Here is a 16,680-nt window from a genome sequence, read left to right as displayed (position 1 = left end):
AAATTAAAAAAGAGTGTATGCTATAATATAAATATTAAAAATAAATATAAATAAAGGAGATATTTCAATGAAGTTTTCAGATTTTGAATATGAAAGACCAAATTATGAAAAAAGTAAAAATCAAATAATAGAAATAATAAATAATATAGAAAATTCAAAAACTTACAAAGAGCAAAGACAAAATATTGATAAACTAAATAGCATTAGAAATAATATAGAAACTATGAGTACATTATGTTCTATAAGACATAGTATAAATGTTGAAGATGAGTTTTATGAAAGGGAAAAAGTGTATTGGGACGAATATTCTCCATTATATGAAGAACTTAATTCACTTTTTTATAAATCAGTAGTAAACTCAAAATTTAAAGAAGATATTCAAAAAGATTTTGGAAGACAGTTTATAAATATAGCAAGCTTTAATTTAAAGTCTTTTAGTAGCGAAATAATAAAAGACCTTCAAGAGGAAAATAAGCTTTGTTCTAAATATACAAAACTATTAGCATCTGCTAAAATTCATTTTGAAGGAGAAGAAAGAAACCTATCTGGACTTTTAAAATTTATGTCAAGTGAAGATAGAGATATGAGGATAAAGGCATCTAAGGCATATTACAATTACTTTGAAGAAAAAGAAAATGAATTTGATGAAGTATTTGATAAATTAGTTAAAGTAAGAAATAATATGGCTATAAAACTTGGTTTTGACAACTTTGTAGAATTAGGATATATAAGAATGATGAGAACTGATTACAACAAAGACATGGTAAAAAACTTTAGAAAACAAGTTTTAGATTATATTGTACCTGTAGCAAATAGTCTTTACGAAAGACAATCTAAAAGGATAGGTGTAGATAGACTTACATATGTAGATGAAAACCTTGAGTTTTTAAGTGGGAATGCAACACCTAAGGGAAGTGACGAATACATAATAGAAAATGGAAGAAAAATGTATTCTGAGCTATCAAATGAAACTAAAGAATTCTTTAATTTCATGCTAGAAAATGAACTTATGGACTTAGTAACTAAAAAAGGTAAAGCAGCAGGTGGATACTGTACATATATACCAGATTATAAATCTCCATTTATATTCTCGAACTTTAATCAAACATTAGATGATATAGATGTATTAACTCATGAAGCAGGTCATGCTTTTCAGCTTTATATGTCAACTTGGATTGATATGCCAGAAATAAACTTCCCAACTTATGAAAGTTGTGAAATACATTCTATGAGTATGGAATTTATAACTTGGCCTTGGATGAAATTATTCTTTAAAGAAGATACAGAGAAATATAAATTTACTCATCTATCATCAGCTATTAAGTTTATACCATATGGAATAGTAGTAGATGAATTCCAGCACTATATATATGAACAGCCTAATATGACTAAAGAAGAAAGAAAAAATATTTGGAGAGAACTAGAGAAAAAATATTTACCACATAGAATATTTGAAGATAATGATTTTTTAGAAAAAGGAACTTGGTGGTTTAAGCAAGGACATATATTTAAAAATCCATTTTATTATATAGATTATACATTAGCTCAGATATGTGCATTACAGTTTTGGAAAAAAATGAGGGTGGACAGAATCAATGGATGGGAAAATTATTTAGACATATGTAGAGTTGGAGGAACAAAGTCGTTCTTAGAAATAGTAAAGATAGGTGATTTAAAATCTCCATTTGAAGATGGATGTGTAGAAAGTATTATAGATGTTATTAAAAATTATTTAGATAGTATAGATGATAAAGCTTTATAATATATATACTGTAGAAATATGTAGCAATATTTACAGAAAAATATATTGAAATTTAAATAGAAAGTTTCTTTTCTTAACTTAGAAAGTATAAAAAAATTAAACATTCCGGTTGAAGGATATAGGAGATTACTTCTAAAAAGAAGTGACCGAAGGTACAAGTTTGATTAAATCCTAATTTAATCAAATGAAATTCTCAGGTAAAAATATTATATTCAGATGGAACTCTGAAGATTATATTAACAGAGAAAACAAATGGGATTTGTTTTCTCTGTTTTTTATTAAATAGACTTAAAAAGGAGAGGATTTTTATAATAATAATAACCAATAATACTATTGTCAAAAACAAAATAAAGCATAAAAATGTAAAATATATAAAGACACATATCTAGAAATTTTAAAAGAAAGTAGAAATCTAATTCACAAAGGTTACGAACTTTTATCACATCCGATGTATTCCAGTATAAAGCTAAATGAAACTCCATACAGAAGTATAATATTAAAAAAATCAAACAAGTTAGATACAAATTCAGTACTATTGATTGAAGAAGCAATATACATTTCTAATAAATTTCAAAATAATAAACAAACACCTAATTGGACAGATAATGTAATAGATGACTTTAGAGTCATAGACTTAGATATCTTAAGTAATACATTAGAAAGAATTCAATATATATTATAGAAATTAAAAATAATATTTGTATGTGACAAAATAATAAAATATTTTTTTATAAAAATGTTAAAAAAATAAATATAAAGGAGAAATTTATGGGAAATATATATGATTTAATAATAATAGGCTCAGGGCCTGCAGGGCTTTCGGCAGGACTTTATGGTGCAAGAGCAAAGTTAAAAACTCTTATACTTGAAAAAGGAAAAACTGGAGGACAAATAGTAACAACTCATGATGTTGCTAACTATCCAGGTTCAGTAGAAAATGCTAGTGGACCTAAGTTAATAGCAAGAATGGTGGAACAATGCAAAAGTTTTGGGGCAGAAATGAAAAGCTAACTTGTGCCAAATCAATAGCAGAAAAAGCACAAAACAATCCTAATATAGAATTTGTACACAATACGACTGTGAAAGAATTATGTGGTGATGGAATATTAAAAAAAGTTGTATTTGAAAATATTCTAACAGGTGAATTAAGTGAATATGAAGCAGATGAAGAAGATGGAACAATGGGGGTATTTGTATTCATAGGACTAAAACCAGAAACAGAGATATTTAGAGATAAAATATATACAGACCAAAATGGCTATATAATAACAGATGAAGATATGAAGACTAATATAGAAGGGGTATTTGCAGCAGGAGATTGCAGAGTTAAAGCCTTAAGACAGGTAGTAACAGCTACTAATGATGGAGCTATAGCTACAATAAGTGCTGAAAAATATATAGAAAGTAAAGAATGGAATTTAGAAAAATCAACTATTTAATTATAAAGGAGGAATTTGAATGATAATTTTAGATAAAAACACCTTTGAAGAAGAAGTTTTAAAACATGAAGGTATAGTTGTTGTAGATTTTTGAAGTGAAGGGTGTGAACCGTGTAAAGCATTGCTTCCAGAGGTTGAAGAACTTGCTAATAAATATAAGGAAAATTTTAAATTCTGTAAACTAGATACAACAGAAGCTAGAAGATTGGCTATAAAAGAAAAAATATTAGGACTTCCAACAATAGCTATATACAAAGATGGCCAAAAAATAGATGAGGTTACAAAATATGATGCAACTAAGATCAATATAGAAGAAATGATAAAGAAATACCTTTAATATTTATATAAAATAGTTACTTACAACTAGTTTAATAAATATTAAAGGTTATATATTGAGTTAGTTGAGAAATATAAATTTTAGTTTTTTAAAACTTAAATAATTAGGGGGTGCAAGCATGCGTCTTGAGTTAGGTAAAATTTTTATAAGAGATATTCAGTTTGGGAAGTAACTAAAGTTAAAGATGCTACATTATACATCAATAAGGAAGAGATGCTTAAAGAAATTGGTGGGGACGAGCATATAAAGTCTATAGATCTAGAACTAGCTCATTCAGGTGAAAGTGTAAGAATAGTACCAGTAAAAGATGTTATAGAACCAAGAGTTAAAGTAGAAGGTAATGGAGGAATATTCCCAGGAATAATATCTAAGATTGAATTGTTGGAAGTGAAAAAACTCATGCAATTTATGGGTGTGCTGTTGTTACTACTGGTAAAATAGTAGGATTCTAAGAAGGTATTATCGATATGACAGGACCTGGGGCAAAATATTGCCCTTTCTCTAATCTTAACAATATAGTTGCTATAGCAGAACCAGTAGATGAATTAAAACAACATGACCATGAAAAAGCAATAAGAATGATAGGATTTAAAGTTGCAGCATATTTAGGGAAAACTGCTAGAAATTTAACTCCTGATGAAGTTAAGGTTTATGAAACTAAGCCACTTTTAGAATCAATAAAAGAGTATCCACACCTTCCAAAAGTAGCATATGTTTATATGCTTCAAACTCAAGGATTGCTTCATGATACGTATGTATATGGTGTTGATGCGCTGAGATAAATATAGGAATAAGTGAATAAAATAATGGAGTATCTAAAGAAGAAGTTAAAAAGGTAATAGCAGAGTCCCTAAGAAAATTAGCATTAGATATGATAGAAGAATAGGAAGTAATATTATGGCTAAAAAGATAATAGGGCAAACTCTTCTAGAGATAGCTGATGCAATAGAAAGTGGAGAATTTGGTAAAAAAATAAGAATAGGACTGACTACATTAGGAAGTGAACATGGAATAGATAATTTAGTAAATGGAGCTAATTTAGCTAAGTCTAGCTTATTTTATATAGTTTTAATAGGTAAAAAAGTAGATACTAACTTTGAAGTTGTAGAAGTAAGTTGTGAAAAAGAAATGCATAAAAAATGGAAGAGTTATTAGATAGCTGATATATAGATGCTTGTGTTACAATGCATTATAACTTTCCTATAGGGGTATCCACAGTAGGTAGAGTTATAACACCAGGCAAAGGAAAAGAAATGATACTTGCAACAACAGGAACTAGTGCAACTAATAGAATAGAGTCTATGGTTAGAAATGCAATATGTGGTATAGCTACTGCAAAAAGCATAGGGATAAGAAATCCAAAGGTAGGTATACTTAATGTTGATGGTGCTAGACAAGTTGAAAGATGCTTATATTATCTAGAGCATCAGGAATTCTAGTAGTAAAAAACGCAATAAAGTATGCTTATGATATAGTAAAAGGAAGTATAAGTGAATTAACTAAAAATGAATTTGAAATACTAAAAAAGCTAAATTAAATGATATAATATCTAAATCTACAAAAAAAGAAATAAAGGCAAAACAAGAAGTTAAAATGCCTAAAAAAGAAATAGTTACAGAACAAATAAGTGGAATAGATATTATGGATTTAGATGATGCAATCATAGATTTATGGGAAAATGATATATATGCAGAAAGTGGTATGGGTTGTACAGGACCTATAGTTTTAATTAATATAATTTTATAGTTTATATTAATATTTAATGAAAAAGTAGGCAATATAGAATTAACATATAAAATAAAAACTACAAACACATTAACTAGATATGAAGAAGGTACTATAACTCAAGTTCTAAATCAAAATTGGAGAAAAGTGGTGACTTTTAAATAAATTGAACGAAGAACCTTATATAAAGAAGTTAATGGATAATTATTAAAAGATTACAATACTTTTGAAAGAAAAGGAGAAGTAAAAATATTTATACTATTAAAATTAGAATATAGCTTAGATGCTAGTGAAAGTGTTTAATTTAAATAAAACTATATTGAATAAAGTAAATATATATAATATAATTATATAAATAAATAGATACATAAAAAACTACCTGTATATTTTTGAAGATATGGTTCAAATGTTTCTACATAGCTACCGTAAATAGCTTGACTACAGGAGCTTAATATAAAGTATAGTTTTATTTAGTAATATAATCATTGTTAGTAATTTTAATATTTACATAATGACTATTTCTATATATTTAACTAGATTATTAACTCCTGTCTATAAATAGAGAGGAGTTTTTTATTAGATCAGAGTTAAACATAATGTTTGGAGGATAAATATGGAATTACTACAAGAGAAAATATTAAAAGATGGAAGAATAGAAGGAAATGATATATTAAAAGTTGATAACTTTTTAAATCATCAATTAGATATAGCTTTTTTAAATGAAATGGGAAAAGAGTTTAAAAATAGATTTAAAGATGAAAAAATAGATAAAATATTAACAATAGAAGCTTCAGGAATAGCAATAGCTTCAATAGCATCACAACATTTTGGAAATGTGCCTGTGGTTTTTGCTAAAAAAGTAGAATCTAAGAACTTAGATAAAGAAGTATATGAAACAAAAGTATATTCATTTACAAAAGGAAAAGAATATAGTGTAAAAGTATCTAAAAGATATTTAAATGAAGGTGAAAATATACTAGTTCTAGATGATTTTTTAGCAAATGGGAGAGCAGCAATTGGTCTTAAAGATTTAGTAGATCAAGCAGGAGCTAATTTAGTAGGAGTTGGTATAGCTATAGAAAAAGGATTCCAAGAAGGAAGAGAACTTTTATTAAGTAAAGGTATAAGACTTGAATCATTAGCAATACTTGATTCTATAGAAAATGGAGTTATAAAATTTAGATAATATAATATTTAAAATAAAATAGAAATTTAATTTAGATTATAATATAAAAGTATAGGATAAAGTATTTAATATGTTATTTGTCCTATACTTTTTTATTACTTACAATTAGAGAATATATAATATGTAGGATTTTTAGATTTATATAATAAAATATAAGAAGTTAAATAATTAATTAACGTGAAAAAATATGTATAATATGGTATATTATATAAATGATATTACTTATTAGAATATTTAATTATGACTAGTAAATAATATTAACTATAATATATAAACAAAAAATAATATAAATATATAAATAAGTTTTAGGAGGGCTAATATGAAATTTTTCGTAGATACAGCCAATGTAGAAGAAATAAGAGAAGCAAATGATTTAGGTGTAATATGTGGTGTTACAACAAACCCATCATTAATAGCTAAAGAAGGAAGAGACTTTATAGAAGTAGTAAAAGAAATAACAGAAATAGTAGACGGGCCTATAAGTGCAGAGGTTATAAGCTTAGATGCAAAAGGAATGGTAGAAGAAGCTGATAAACTATCTAAAATACATAAAAATATAGTAATAAAATTACCTATGACAGAAGAAGGACTAAAAGCTACTAAAATATTATCTCAAAAAGGGATAAAAACTAATGTAACTTTAATATTTAGTTCTGTTCAAGCTCTTTTAGCAGCTAGAGCAGGAGCTACATATGTAAGCCCATTCGTTGGAAGACTTGATGACATAGGTCAAAATGGACTTGAATTAATAGAAGAAGTAGTGGATATATTTGCACAAAATGATATAGATACACAAATAATAGTTGCAAGTGTTAGAAATCCAATACACGTATCACAAGCTGCAAGATTAGGAGCAGATATAGCAACAGTTCCACTTAAAGTTATAAAGCAAATGACTAAACATCCTTTAACAGATAAAGGAATAGAGAGCTTTATAAAAGACTGGGAAGGTGCTTCATTAAAATTATAATATATAAAGGGTATGCAAATTTGCATACCCTTTTTAATTATTTAAAAACATGTTTTAACAAAGGTTACACCGCTGTAACTTTAATTACGAATTTGTAATCTAAAGTAACAGCGGTGTAACTGTTATATATTATTTTACTATGGTAATATAAATACATAGAAAGAAATAAAACAAAAATTTACATAAATTTATATAAAGGAAAAGGATGTGATCTAAATGAAAAGAGCTATAACAGCATTATCAGTATTATGTGGAGGAATGTTATTTATGAGTCCAATAAACAACATAATATTTGCACAAAATTCTAATAAAAAACCTACTACAGAAGTAGTTGAAAATATAAATAACAATGCTAAAGAAGAAGTAACAAAGCAAGAAAATAAAGATAATTTACAAAAGGAAGTAAAAAAAGTTGAAAAACAAGAAATAGTTACAAATAATAAATTAAACAATCAAAATGATTACATAGATAAAAAACAAAGTAAAATAGATAACAAAGAAAATGTAGTAACTAAAGAAGAAACTAAAACTACTGAAAATAATCAAGTAGTAGAAAAACCACAAGTATCTGAAGATAAAAAAGTTGAAGATAATAAAATTGAGGACAATAAAGTTCAAGAAGAAAACAAAGTAGTTTCAAATGATAAAGTACAATCAGATATAAAAGAAGAAAGTAAAGTTGAAGTTATAGAAGTATTAAACAAAGAACAAGCTAAAGAATTAATACAAATGTATAATCAAGGTGTAAACTATACTTACGAAGGTGATGAAAATAACTTTAATGCGTTAAAAGAAAAAGGTTTAAGTGGATATGTATTCTTCCCAGATTATGATACTGATTTAGGATTTTTTGTTGATAAGAATACATCAAATATATACTACTTCCATCCAAGTGGATACCTTAAATTAGCTATATAAGATAATTAATATAAAACTCCAAATTAAAACTTAAAGAAATAGCATCTTTTTTAATTAAAAAGATGCTATTTTTATGTATTGATTTAAATTTATTAATTTATATGATTAGATAACTTACTTATTAAAATATATTAAGAGGCTTAAGTTGATATATAATATAAAAGATAGGACAAAATAATAAATAACAATATGTTAGGAGAGCAAAATGAGTGTATATGAATATTTAAAGCAGAGGACATTATTTTTTATAGTGAATATAGTACTATTTTTAATCACAGCAAGTATAATGTTATTTGTTAAAGTTAATATAAGCATTATAACTATGGTGTTTTTAATATGGTTTACACCAATTAGTATATATATATTAATGGAGATGATAAAGCATAAAAAATATTATGATGAACTTGTAAGTATAAGTGAAAACTTAGATAAGAAATATTTAATATCTGAAGTAATAAGTGAGCCAGAATTTATAGAGGGTAAATTGGTATATAATATTTTAAAATCAAGCAATCGCAATATGCAAGAACATGTTAAGTATTTTAAAAATATGCAAAGTGAGTATCAAGAATACATAGAAACATGGGTACATGAAATAAAAACACCTATAGCATCGTTAATGCTTATAGTGGAAAATCATGAAGACAATATACCAAATAGTATGAAGTATGAAGTAAAAAAAATAGAAAATTATATAGATCAAGTTCTATATTACTCAAGAAGTAATGATGTTAGTAAAGACTATATAATAAAAAAATTTAATCTTGAAAGAATAATTAGGTGCGCAATAAGGAAAAATGCAAGTGATTTTATAAATAAAAGAATAGGGATAGATATAAAAGAAATTAATTTTAATGTATACAGTGATGAAAAATGGGTTGAATTTATATTAAATCAAATTATAAATAATGCTATAAAGTATTCAAAAGAAAGTGAAGGAAAAGTATCAATAAACGCAGTAAAAAATAAAAATAATATAATATTAAGTATAAAAGACAATGGAGTAGGGATAAATGAAAAGGATATAGATAGAGTTTTTGAAAAAGGATTTACAGGTGAAAATGGAAGAATATTTGGAAAGTCAACTGGTATAGGACTTTATCTATGCAAAAAACTTTGTGATAAGTTAGGTTTAGGGATAAATATAGTATCAAAACAGCAAGAAGGAACAGAAATAAGAATAATATTTCCTGTTGGAAAAGATGATATAAGAAAAAATTAAAATTTAAATTAGTAAGAGTTAGATTTATAAAATCTAACTCTTTAATTTTTATACAGATAATTAATATATAAAGAATTGATAAAAAATACCGTATTATTAAAAATAAAAAAATACAGGGAGGCATTATGGTTAATGGTATAAATTTATTTAGCAATATAGCTAATAGTAGTATTAATACTCAAAATAAGTGTGGGTGTTGCTGCGAAAAAAATAGTTCCTTTGATGAGTTAATGCTAAATTTAGTATTAACTTTGTTAGATGAAGAAAATTATAATTTAGTAAGTAATTTAAGTGATGCAGTAAGAAAAAAGCAACAAGAGAATAGCATAGTTGAAGAGAGAAATTTAGGTTTAGAAACCATTAATAGTTCTCAAAATTTAAAAAAAGTAAGTGTAACAGCAAGTGATAAAGATACTAAAAGTGAAATAGAAAGTGCAGTAAAAATTGCTTCGAGCAAATATGGTATAGATGAAAATTTAATAAAAGCTGTAATAAAAGTAGAATCTGATTTTAATCCAAACTGTGTATCATCGGCTGGAGCAAAAGGGCTTATGCAACTTATGCCTTGTAATATAAAGGATTTAGGTGTTAAAAATCCATTTGATATAAAAGAAAATATAGATGCTGGGACAAGACATTTAAAAGAATATATAGATAAATACCATGGAAATATCGAAATGGGTCTTATGGCATATAATGGAGGACCAACAAGAATGGTAAAAAGAGGAGTTAGATCTGTAAATGATATTTATAAGATGCCAAAAGAAACTCAAAATTATGTACCTAAAGTTATGAAATATTACAGAGCATAAAAAATTAAAACATATATGAAATATAAAAATTGAAGGTTCAAAGTTAGTTTTTAAACAGTCTTTTTATTTATAATTTATAAATATCTATCAAAAGTCTATATAAATTAAGTTATAGTTAATCGAATATAATTTAGGGATTTGATTAATAAATTAAATGTTAAATTAATTGGGAGATAAAAATGAAAACAAGCAGAAAGATATTGAAATTAGATAAAACTTTATTAAATAAATGTAGACGTAGGGAGAGAATTTCCTTAAATAAGCATGATCATTTAACTAAAGCTTATAATAGAAATTATTTTTTTAATTATATAGAAAAAAAGGTAAATGGAACTCTTATAAACATTAAGGTTATGTCAATTAAATTTTTAAATTCAAATATTGGCATAAAATATGGGGATGAAGCATTAAAATTAATAGCTAAAATTTTAATGAATATGAAAACAAGTAGTATAGTATGTCGACTATCTGGATCTACTTTTGGGGTATATATAGAACAAACAGATATAAATTACGTTAAAAATATAATTGAAGAGATGATTAATAAGATCTCCAATGTAAATATAGGAATTGAAACTGTAAAAATTTCTACAAATATATCATCTGTTATTTATAAAAATGGTGATTTTGATACAAAAGATGCGATTTCTAAATTATCAATATCTATGTCAAATTCTATAAAAAAGGGTGTAAATAAGTTTGAAATATATAATGAAAGGCATGATTTACGCATAAATATAGACACTATAGAGAGTGCTATCTTAAATGAAGAAATTACACTTTATTATCAACCAAAAATAGATATAAAAACAAAGAAAATAAATGGAGTCGAAGCATTAATAAGATGGTTTAGCAAAGAACACGGATATATTGAACCAAATAAAATCATACAATTTGCAGAAAGTTCAGGATATATAAATACCTTATGGAAATGGGTTATGAGAAAAGCTTGTGAAGATATAAATTATGTAAATACAAATTTGGATAAAGAAATACATCTTTCTGTGAATACTTCTCCTTATCAATTAGAACATAAAGATTTCATAAAAGATATTAAAGAAGCACTAGAAGAAACTAATTTTAGAAGAGATTTATTAACAATCGAAATCACAGAAAGCGATGATATAGAGAATATAGATAATATACAAAAAATTCTAGGTGAAATGAAAGACATGGACATAAAAGTTTCCATAGATGATTTTGGAAAAGGATATAATTCTATTGATTATATAAAAAATTATAATGTTGATGAAATAAAAATAGATAAGTCTTTGGTTAAGTATTTAAGTGATAATCCTTTATTCATAAAAAATTTGATAGATATGATACATACAACCAATACTTTAGTAGTAGCAGAAGGAGTAGAAGAATATTTTGAATATAAACTACTCAAAGATATGGAGTGTGATTTTATTCAAGGGTACTATTTCCATAAACCAATGGAGCATGAAAGTTTGGTAAAAATATTGAATCAAGAGGATATATAATATATATTGTTATATAAAACTTAAGAAAAAATAAGGATATCCGTATTATTACAAAAGCAAGATAATATAAATTACAAAAATTGAGGTTTCAAAATGAAGGTAAGGAATATTGGATTAAATAAAAGTATTAATATAGAAAGTAAGGGTAAAAAAGAAAAGCTAGATTTTGAAGAAAATTTTAATCAAAGAAATAGACTGAAAAACAAAGAAGAACTCGAAGTATATATGAAAGAGATTAAAAATATAGGAGAAAAATTGGTAGTTACTAAAAATTATAGTGATATTATAGATTATAAAAAAGCTATAAAGAATTATTTGAAATCAGCCGTAGACTATGTATATAGTTTAAATAAAGATAATAGCTTTTGGGATAGAAATTATTTTACTACGGTAAGGACTATAAATGAAAAGCTAGAGGCTATAACTAGAGAACTTATTTATGAGCAAAAAGAAAATATTAGTATAGCTTCAAAAATAGATGAAATAAATGGACTTTTAGTAGATATATACATGTAAGGAGGATAACCATGAAAAATGAAGTAGATAATGTAGACGTATATGAAATAGAGTTTGAGCAGCTAAAAGAAGGCGAGAAAACTCCATTAAATAGTGCTACGGATATATTTGGAGCACTATTAGATATAACTGTATCTATGGGAAGTGCTAGTGAAAAAATAGGGAGAATTATAAACTATAAAGTTGGAGATATAATAGAACTAGATAAGCAGGTAGAAGAAAATTTGGATATAAATGTAAATGGTAAAATGATAGCTAGTGGAGAAAGTATAATAATGGACAATAGACTAGCTGTTAGACTAGCTAAAATAAAAAGTGCAGATGAAGATTAATATTAATTAATCTAAATACTAAGGAGGAATATTGTGAATATAAATTTGGTTAAATTTAGAAATTTAGAAAGAGTATATAATAATAATAAAGTAGATGTTAGTTATGTAAAGAATACGAAAAAAGGTGACACAGTTGAAATATCACAAATGGGAAAGTATTTAAATAAAGTAAATTCATCTAAGGAAGAAGTTAACATAGATAGAGTAAATGAAATAAAAAGTAAGATAGAATCTGGTCAATATAGAATAGATTCTAATGAATTAGCTAAGAAGATAATAGAAAAAATGAGGGGGGAGCATAATTGATTCCAGAGGTGAAAATAGTAATCTTTGAAGAAAAAAATGTCCTAAAAAATATGCTAGATCTTTTAGATAATCAATATGAATTTATAATTAATAAAGATCTTATTAAGATAGATAAAATAGCTAAGGAATTAGATGAAGCTGCTAAAAAATTAGCTAGATTAGAAATAAAGAGAAGAAATTTAATGGAGTCTAAGCCTAGTGTAAAGCAGTATATAGAAGATTGCAATGATGAAAATATAAAACAAGCTTATAAAGAAATAAAAGAAATATTAAATATGATAGAATTACAAAAAAAAGCAAATGAAACTCTTATAAAGCAGAGATTATTTTTTACAAAGAAGATGATAAACTGCATAAAGCCAGGAAAAAGTATTGGAACATATAATGCTTATGGCCAAGTAGGGAAGTAATTGTTTGGAGGAAAATTATGTCAGGATTACTAGGAAGTTTACAGACAGCAAAGTCTGGTATGAGTGTAAGTCAAACTTCTATACAGACTACGTCTCATAATATAAATAACATGAATACACCAGGGTACTCTAGACAAAGAGTACAACAAAGTGCAAGAAGTGCTTATAGTTACCCTGGATATAACAGTAGTATGGGTGCAGGTCAACTAGGTACAGGAGTTGAAGCAACAGATATTATAAGGATTAGAAATACATTCTTTGATTTTCAATTTAGAAATGAGTCTCATAATTATGGTAAAGTAAGTACAAAAAGTGAGTATTATACTAATATGGAGACTATATTTAATGAACCATCAGACACTTCTATTTCATCATCACTAAGCAACTTTTTTAGCAGTTGGAATGAAATTTCAAAAAATCCTAATGATAGTGGATCAAAGAACACCGTAGTTCAAAATGCAAAATATTTAGCGACTAATATAAGTAATCTTAAAAATAAATTGGAAAAACTATCAAGTCAGGCAAATGATAAAATAAATAAAAATTTAAATGAAATAAACGATATGGTTGACCAATTAAGAGGATTAAATAAAAATATAAGAATTGTCGAAGGTAGTGGAAAAACACCAAATGACTTACTAGATGAAAAAGATAAAGTGTTAGATAAATTAAGTTATAAATTTAATATAGAAGATAATAATGTTAAGAATTTAATTGAAAAAAAAATAAATGATGGAACAAGTATTACATTAGAGGATATAAAAGCAATAGGAGATGTCTCAGGTGAAATACAAGGTTCTATTGATATGGTAGATAAAATTAATGAATATACATCTAGTATAGATGATCTATCAGAAGGCATTTCTAATGGTATAAATGATGTTTTAGGAATTAATTTTTTTGAATTTGACAAAAAAGGCAGCCCATCACTTAAAGTTAATGATGATTATCTAACAGACTCAAATAAATTATTAGTTTCATCTAAAGTTGCAGGTGAAATATTTAGATTTAAAGATAAAAAAATGAAAATTGGTAATGAACCAGAAATTACCATAGATAAATTTTATAATAATATAGTTCAAAAGCTAGGTAATGAGGCGCAGGAAGCTATAAGAAATGAAAAGAATCAAAATAAAATAATAAATGAAATAGAAAATTCTAGAGCTAATGTATCTGGAGTATTATTAGATGAAGAAATGGTAAATCTTGTCCAATTTCAGCATGCATATAATGCCAGTGCAAAAGTTATATCTACTATAGATTCTTTACTAGACGTAGTAATAAATGGGTTAAAAAGATAGGAGGATAGTATGAGAATAGCCAATTCTTCAATGATAAGAAATAATATGTATGATAATCAAGAAAATCTTCAAAGAACGGACAAGCTTAATAGACAAATCAGTACAGGGAAGGTTATAAACAAAGTATCAGATGATCCATACAAAGCTATAAGAATAATGAACTTAAAAAATGAAATAAAATATACTGAAAAATATAATTACAATATTGACGAAGCAGTAGGATGGATGAATAATACAGATTCATCTTTAGAAGAAGTAGGAACTGTATTAGGAGATATAAAAGATGAAATAATAAAGTTAGGTAATGGAACTTATTCGGCAGAAGAGATGAAATCTATAAGGGCTGAAATGAATGAAAAAATAAAAGAACTAGGTGAAACATTAAATACAAGTCATGGTGGTAATCATATGTTTGGAGGAAGTGACGTAGAAGATTTACCTATAATTATCGAGGAAAAAGACGGAGTAGCTAAACTTACCCTAAATTCTAAATCAAATTCACAAGACTTAAAAGCAATTATATCTGAAGGAATAGATATAGATTATAATGTATCAGCAAAAGAATTATTAAACAAAGATGGTAAAAATTTATTAGAATCTATAAATAAATTATCTACTGCTATGAATGATATAGTTAATGGTAAAGATGTAGAAACTAATAAAGCTCAAGTGTTAGGCACTATAAAAGATGATATTGATACATTGTTTAATCATTCAGTAGATATAAGAACATCATTTGGTGTAAAAGTTAATACTGCAGAAAAAATAAAAGAGCTAAATGATGAAAATATTATGAACATGAAGGATGTATTATCATTAACTCAAGATACAGATAAAGTTAGTGCATATATAGAATTAAAATCAGCTGAATTAATATACCAAATGTCAGTTCAAGTTGGAAGTAGATTGATTCAACCGAGTATAATGGATTACTTAAAATAGCTAGGAGGATCATATGGACATTTTATTTGAAAAAGGGATACCTGGATTTGAAAATTATAATACTTTTCTATTTGAAGAAATTAAGGAAAATAAAAATTTTATTAGCATGATATCTAAGGATGACTTAAATGTAGGATTTGTTTGTGTATCTCCATTTGAGATAAAAAAAGATTATGAAATAGAATTAAATGAGGATACAATAAATGAATTAAATATAAAAGATTATAAAGATGTACTAGTATTAAGCCTAATAACATTAGGTAATAGTATAGATACAAGTACAGTTAATTTAAGAGCTCCTATTATTATTAACATAAATAATAACAGAGGAAAGCAATTAATACTAGAGGATACTAAATATAATATAAAAGAACCTTTAACAGGAAGTGAAAATAATGCTAGTAATTAGTAGAAAAAAAGATCAATCTATATTAATCGGAGATGATATAGAAGTTAAAATTATAAAAATTGAGGATGGAAGCGTAAAGATAGCCATAGAGGCGCCAAAAGATAAGGTTATACTAAGAAGAGAAGTTTACGAAAGTATAAAAGAAGAAAATTCTAAGGCTATAATTAATACTAAAGATATTACAAAGTTATTTAAGTAAGAGAGGGAAAATAATGTATACAACAAATCCATATAATACATATAAGCAAAATTCAGTAAATATGGCTTCTAAAGAACAACTATTGTTGATGTTGTTAGATGGAGCAGTTAAATATACAAAAATAGCAAGAATGGCAATATTAGAAAAAAATATTTCTAGAGCTCACAATGAATTGGTTAGAGTTCAAGATATATTTTTAGAACTTATGATAACTATGGATAAAAGTGCTGGGAAATATATGGAAGATTTATATAATATATATGATTTTATAAAGAGCGAACTTGCTAAAGCCAATATGAAAAAGGATATTAAGATAATAGATGAAGTACTTCCTGTAATAGAAGATGTTAGAGATATGTGGTATGAGGTAGACAAAAAAATAAAGACAGGTAAGTAGGTGAATTTTA

Annotated in this window: 17 protein-coding genes, 4 pseudogenes and 2 riboswitches; all 21 genes and pseudogenes read left to right on the top strand. The window is 25.8% G+C overall.

Features of this window, described 5'->3' with window-relative positions; genetic code table 11:
* The first annotated feature begins 67 nt into the window (after positions 1-67).
* Positions 68-1,762, top strand: a complete 1,695-nt coding sequence (locus ABHC41_RS02015; protein WP_271892008.1) for a M3 family oligoendopeptidase — start codon at positions 68-70, stop codon at positions 1,760-1,762.
* Positions 1,763-1,871: 109 nt separating this feature from the next.
* Positions 1,872-1,981: riboswitch (glycine riboswitch) on the top strand.
* Between the two features lie 148 nt (positions 1,982-2,129).
* Positions 2,130-2,444 (top strand): GrdX family protein, encoded by a 315-nt coding sequence (locus tag ABHC41_RS02010; protein WP_330615157.1) that lies wholly within the window; start codon positions 2,130-2,132, stop codon positions 2,442-2,444.
* An 86-nt stretch (positions 2,445-2,530) separates the two neighbouring features.
* A pseudogene (locus ABHC41_RS02005) lies at positions 2,531-3,201 on the top strand (FAD-dependent oxidoreductase).
* 19 nt (positions 3,202-3,220) lie between these two features.
* Positions 3,221-3,538, top strand: a pseudogene (locus ABHC41_RS02000) (thioredoxin domain-containing protein).
* 118 nt (positions 3,539-3,656) lie between these two features.
* Positions 3,657-4,311, top strand: a pseudogene (locus ABHC41_RS01995) (glycine/sarcosine/betaine reductase component B subunit); the annotation flags it as partial.
* A gap of 124 nt (positions 4,312-4,435) precedes the next feature.
* Positions 4,436-5,284: pseudogene (locus tag ABHC41_RS01990) on the top strand (glycine reductase).
* 338 nt (positions 5,285-5,622) lie between these two features.
* Positions 5,623-5,724: riboswitch (purine riboswitch) on the top strand.
* A gap of 152 nt (positions 5,725-5,876) precedes the next feature.
* Positions 5,877-6,449, top strand: coding sequence for a xanthine phosphoribosyltransferase (locus ABHC41_RS01985; protein WP_092926942.1), 573 nt, complete (start codon positions 5,877-5,879; stop codon positions 6,447-6,449).
* 319 nt (positions 6,450-6,768) lie between these two features.
* The gene (gene fsa, locus ABHC41_RS01980; RefSeq protein WP_092926940.1) at positions 6,769-7,419 is read left to right on the top strand and encodes a fructose-6-phosphate aldolase; all 651 of its coding nucleotides are present in this window, start codon (positions 6,769-6,771) and stop codon (positions 7,417-7,419) included.
* Between the two features lie 216 nt (positions 7,420-7,635).
* Positions 7,636-8,337: a hypothetical protein gene (locus ABHC41_RS01975; RefSeq protein WP_195928321.1), complete on the top strand. Its 702-nt coding sequence runs from the start codon at positions 7,636-7,638 to the stop codon at positions 8,335-8,337.
* A gap of 205 nt (positions 8,338-8,542) precedes the next feature.
* A complete protein-coding gene (locus ABHC41_RS01970) occupies positions 8,543-9,559 on the top strand; it encodes a sensor histidine kinase (RefSeq protein WP_271892007.1) in 1,017 nt (338 codons plus the stop codon).
* A 125-nt stretch (positions 9,560-9,684) separates the two neighbouring features.
* Positions 9,685-10,371, top strand: coding sequence for a lytic transglycosylase domain-containing protein (locus ABHC41_RS01965; protein WP_195928323.1), 687 nt, complete (start codon positions 9,685-9,687; stop codon positions 10,369-10,371).
* A 179-nt stretch (positions 10,372-10,550) separates the two neighbouring features.
* Entirely contained in the window at positions 10,551-11,858 is a 1,308-nt protein-coding gene (locus ABHC41_RS01960; protein ID WP_271892006.1) for a GGDEF domain-containing phosphodiesterase, read from the top strand.
* A gap of 93 nt (positions 11,859-11,951) precedes the next feature.
* A complete protein-coding gene (locus ABHC41_RS01955) occupies positions 11,952-12,374 on the top strand; it encodes a YaaR family protein (protein ID WP_092926930.1) in 423 nt (140 codons plus the stop codon).
* An 11-nt stretch (positions 12,375-12,385) separates the two neighbouring features.
* Complete coding sequence (locus ABHC41_RS01950) at positions 12,386-12,706, top strand: FliM/FliN family flagellar motor switch protein (protein WP_092926928.1); 321 nt, start codon at positions 12,386-12,388, stop codon at positions 12,704-12,706.
* A gap of 33 nt (positions 12,707-12,739) precedes the next feature.
* Positions 12,740-13,012, top strand: coding sequence for a flagellar biosynthesis anti-sigma factor FlgM (gene flgM / locus ABHC41_RS01945; protein ID WP_092926926.1), 273 nt, complete (start codon positions 12,740-12,742; stop codon positions 13,010-13,012).
* Positions 13,009-13,422 carry a flagellar protein FlgN gene (locus ABHC41_RS01940; protein WP_195928324.1) on the top strand — a complete coding sequence of 138 codons (414 nt, stop codon included), beginning with the start codon at positions 13,009-13,011 and terminating at the stop codon, positions 13,420-13,422. The genes flgM and ABHC41_RS01940 overlap by 4 nt, the downstream gene beginning before the upstream one ends.
* Positions 13,423-13,439: 17 nt before the next feature.
* On the top strand, positions 13,440-14,723 hold the full coding sequence (flgK, locus tag ABHC41_RS01935) for a flagellar hook-associated protein FlgK (RefSeq protein WP_271892005.1): 1,284 nt from the start codon (positions 13,440-13,442) through the stop codon (positions 14,721-14,723).
* A gap of 9 nt (positions 14,724-14,732) precedes the next feature.
* Complete coding sequence (locus tag ABHC41_RS01930) at positions 14,733-15,665, top strand: hypothetical protein (RefSeq protein WP_271892004.1); 933 nt, start codon at positions 14,733-14,735, stop codon at positions 15,663-15,665.
* A 13-nt stretch (positions 15,666-15,678) separates the two neighbouring features.
* Positions 15,679-16,074 (top strand): flagellar assembly protein FliW, encoded by a 396-nt coding sequence (gene fliW / locus ABHC41_RS01925; protein WP_195580889.1) that lies wholly within the window; start codon positions 15,679-15,681, stop codon positions 16,072-16,074.
* Positions 16,061-16,273 carry a carbon storage regulator CsrA gene (csrA, locus tag ABHC41_RS01920; RefSeq protein ID WP_092926915.1) on the top strand — a complete coding sequence of 71 codons (213 nt, stop codon included), beginning with the start codon at positions 16,061-16,063 and terminating at the stop codon, positions 16,271-16,273. Before fliW ends, csrA begins: the two co-directional genes overlap by 14 nt.
* 13 nt (positions 16,274-16,286) lie before the next feature.
* Complete coding sequence (fliS, locus tag ABHC41_RS01915; RefSeq protein ID WP_195236873.1) at positions 16,287-16,670, top strand: flagellar export chaperone FliS; 384 nt, start codon at positions 16,287-16,289, stop codon at positions 16,668-16,670.
* Positions 16,671-16,680 lie beyond the last annotated feature (10 nt).

It is taken from the genome of Romboutsia sp. 1001216sp1 (assembly GCF_039841805.1).
GTDB classification, from domain to species: Bacteria; Bacillota; Clostridia; order Peptostreptococcales; family Peptostreptococcaceae; genus Romboutsia_C; species Romboutsia_C hominis.
This window is presented reverse-complemented; position numbering and strand designations above follow the sequence as displayed.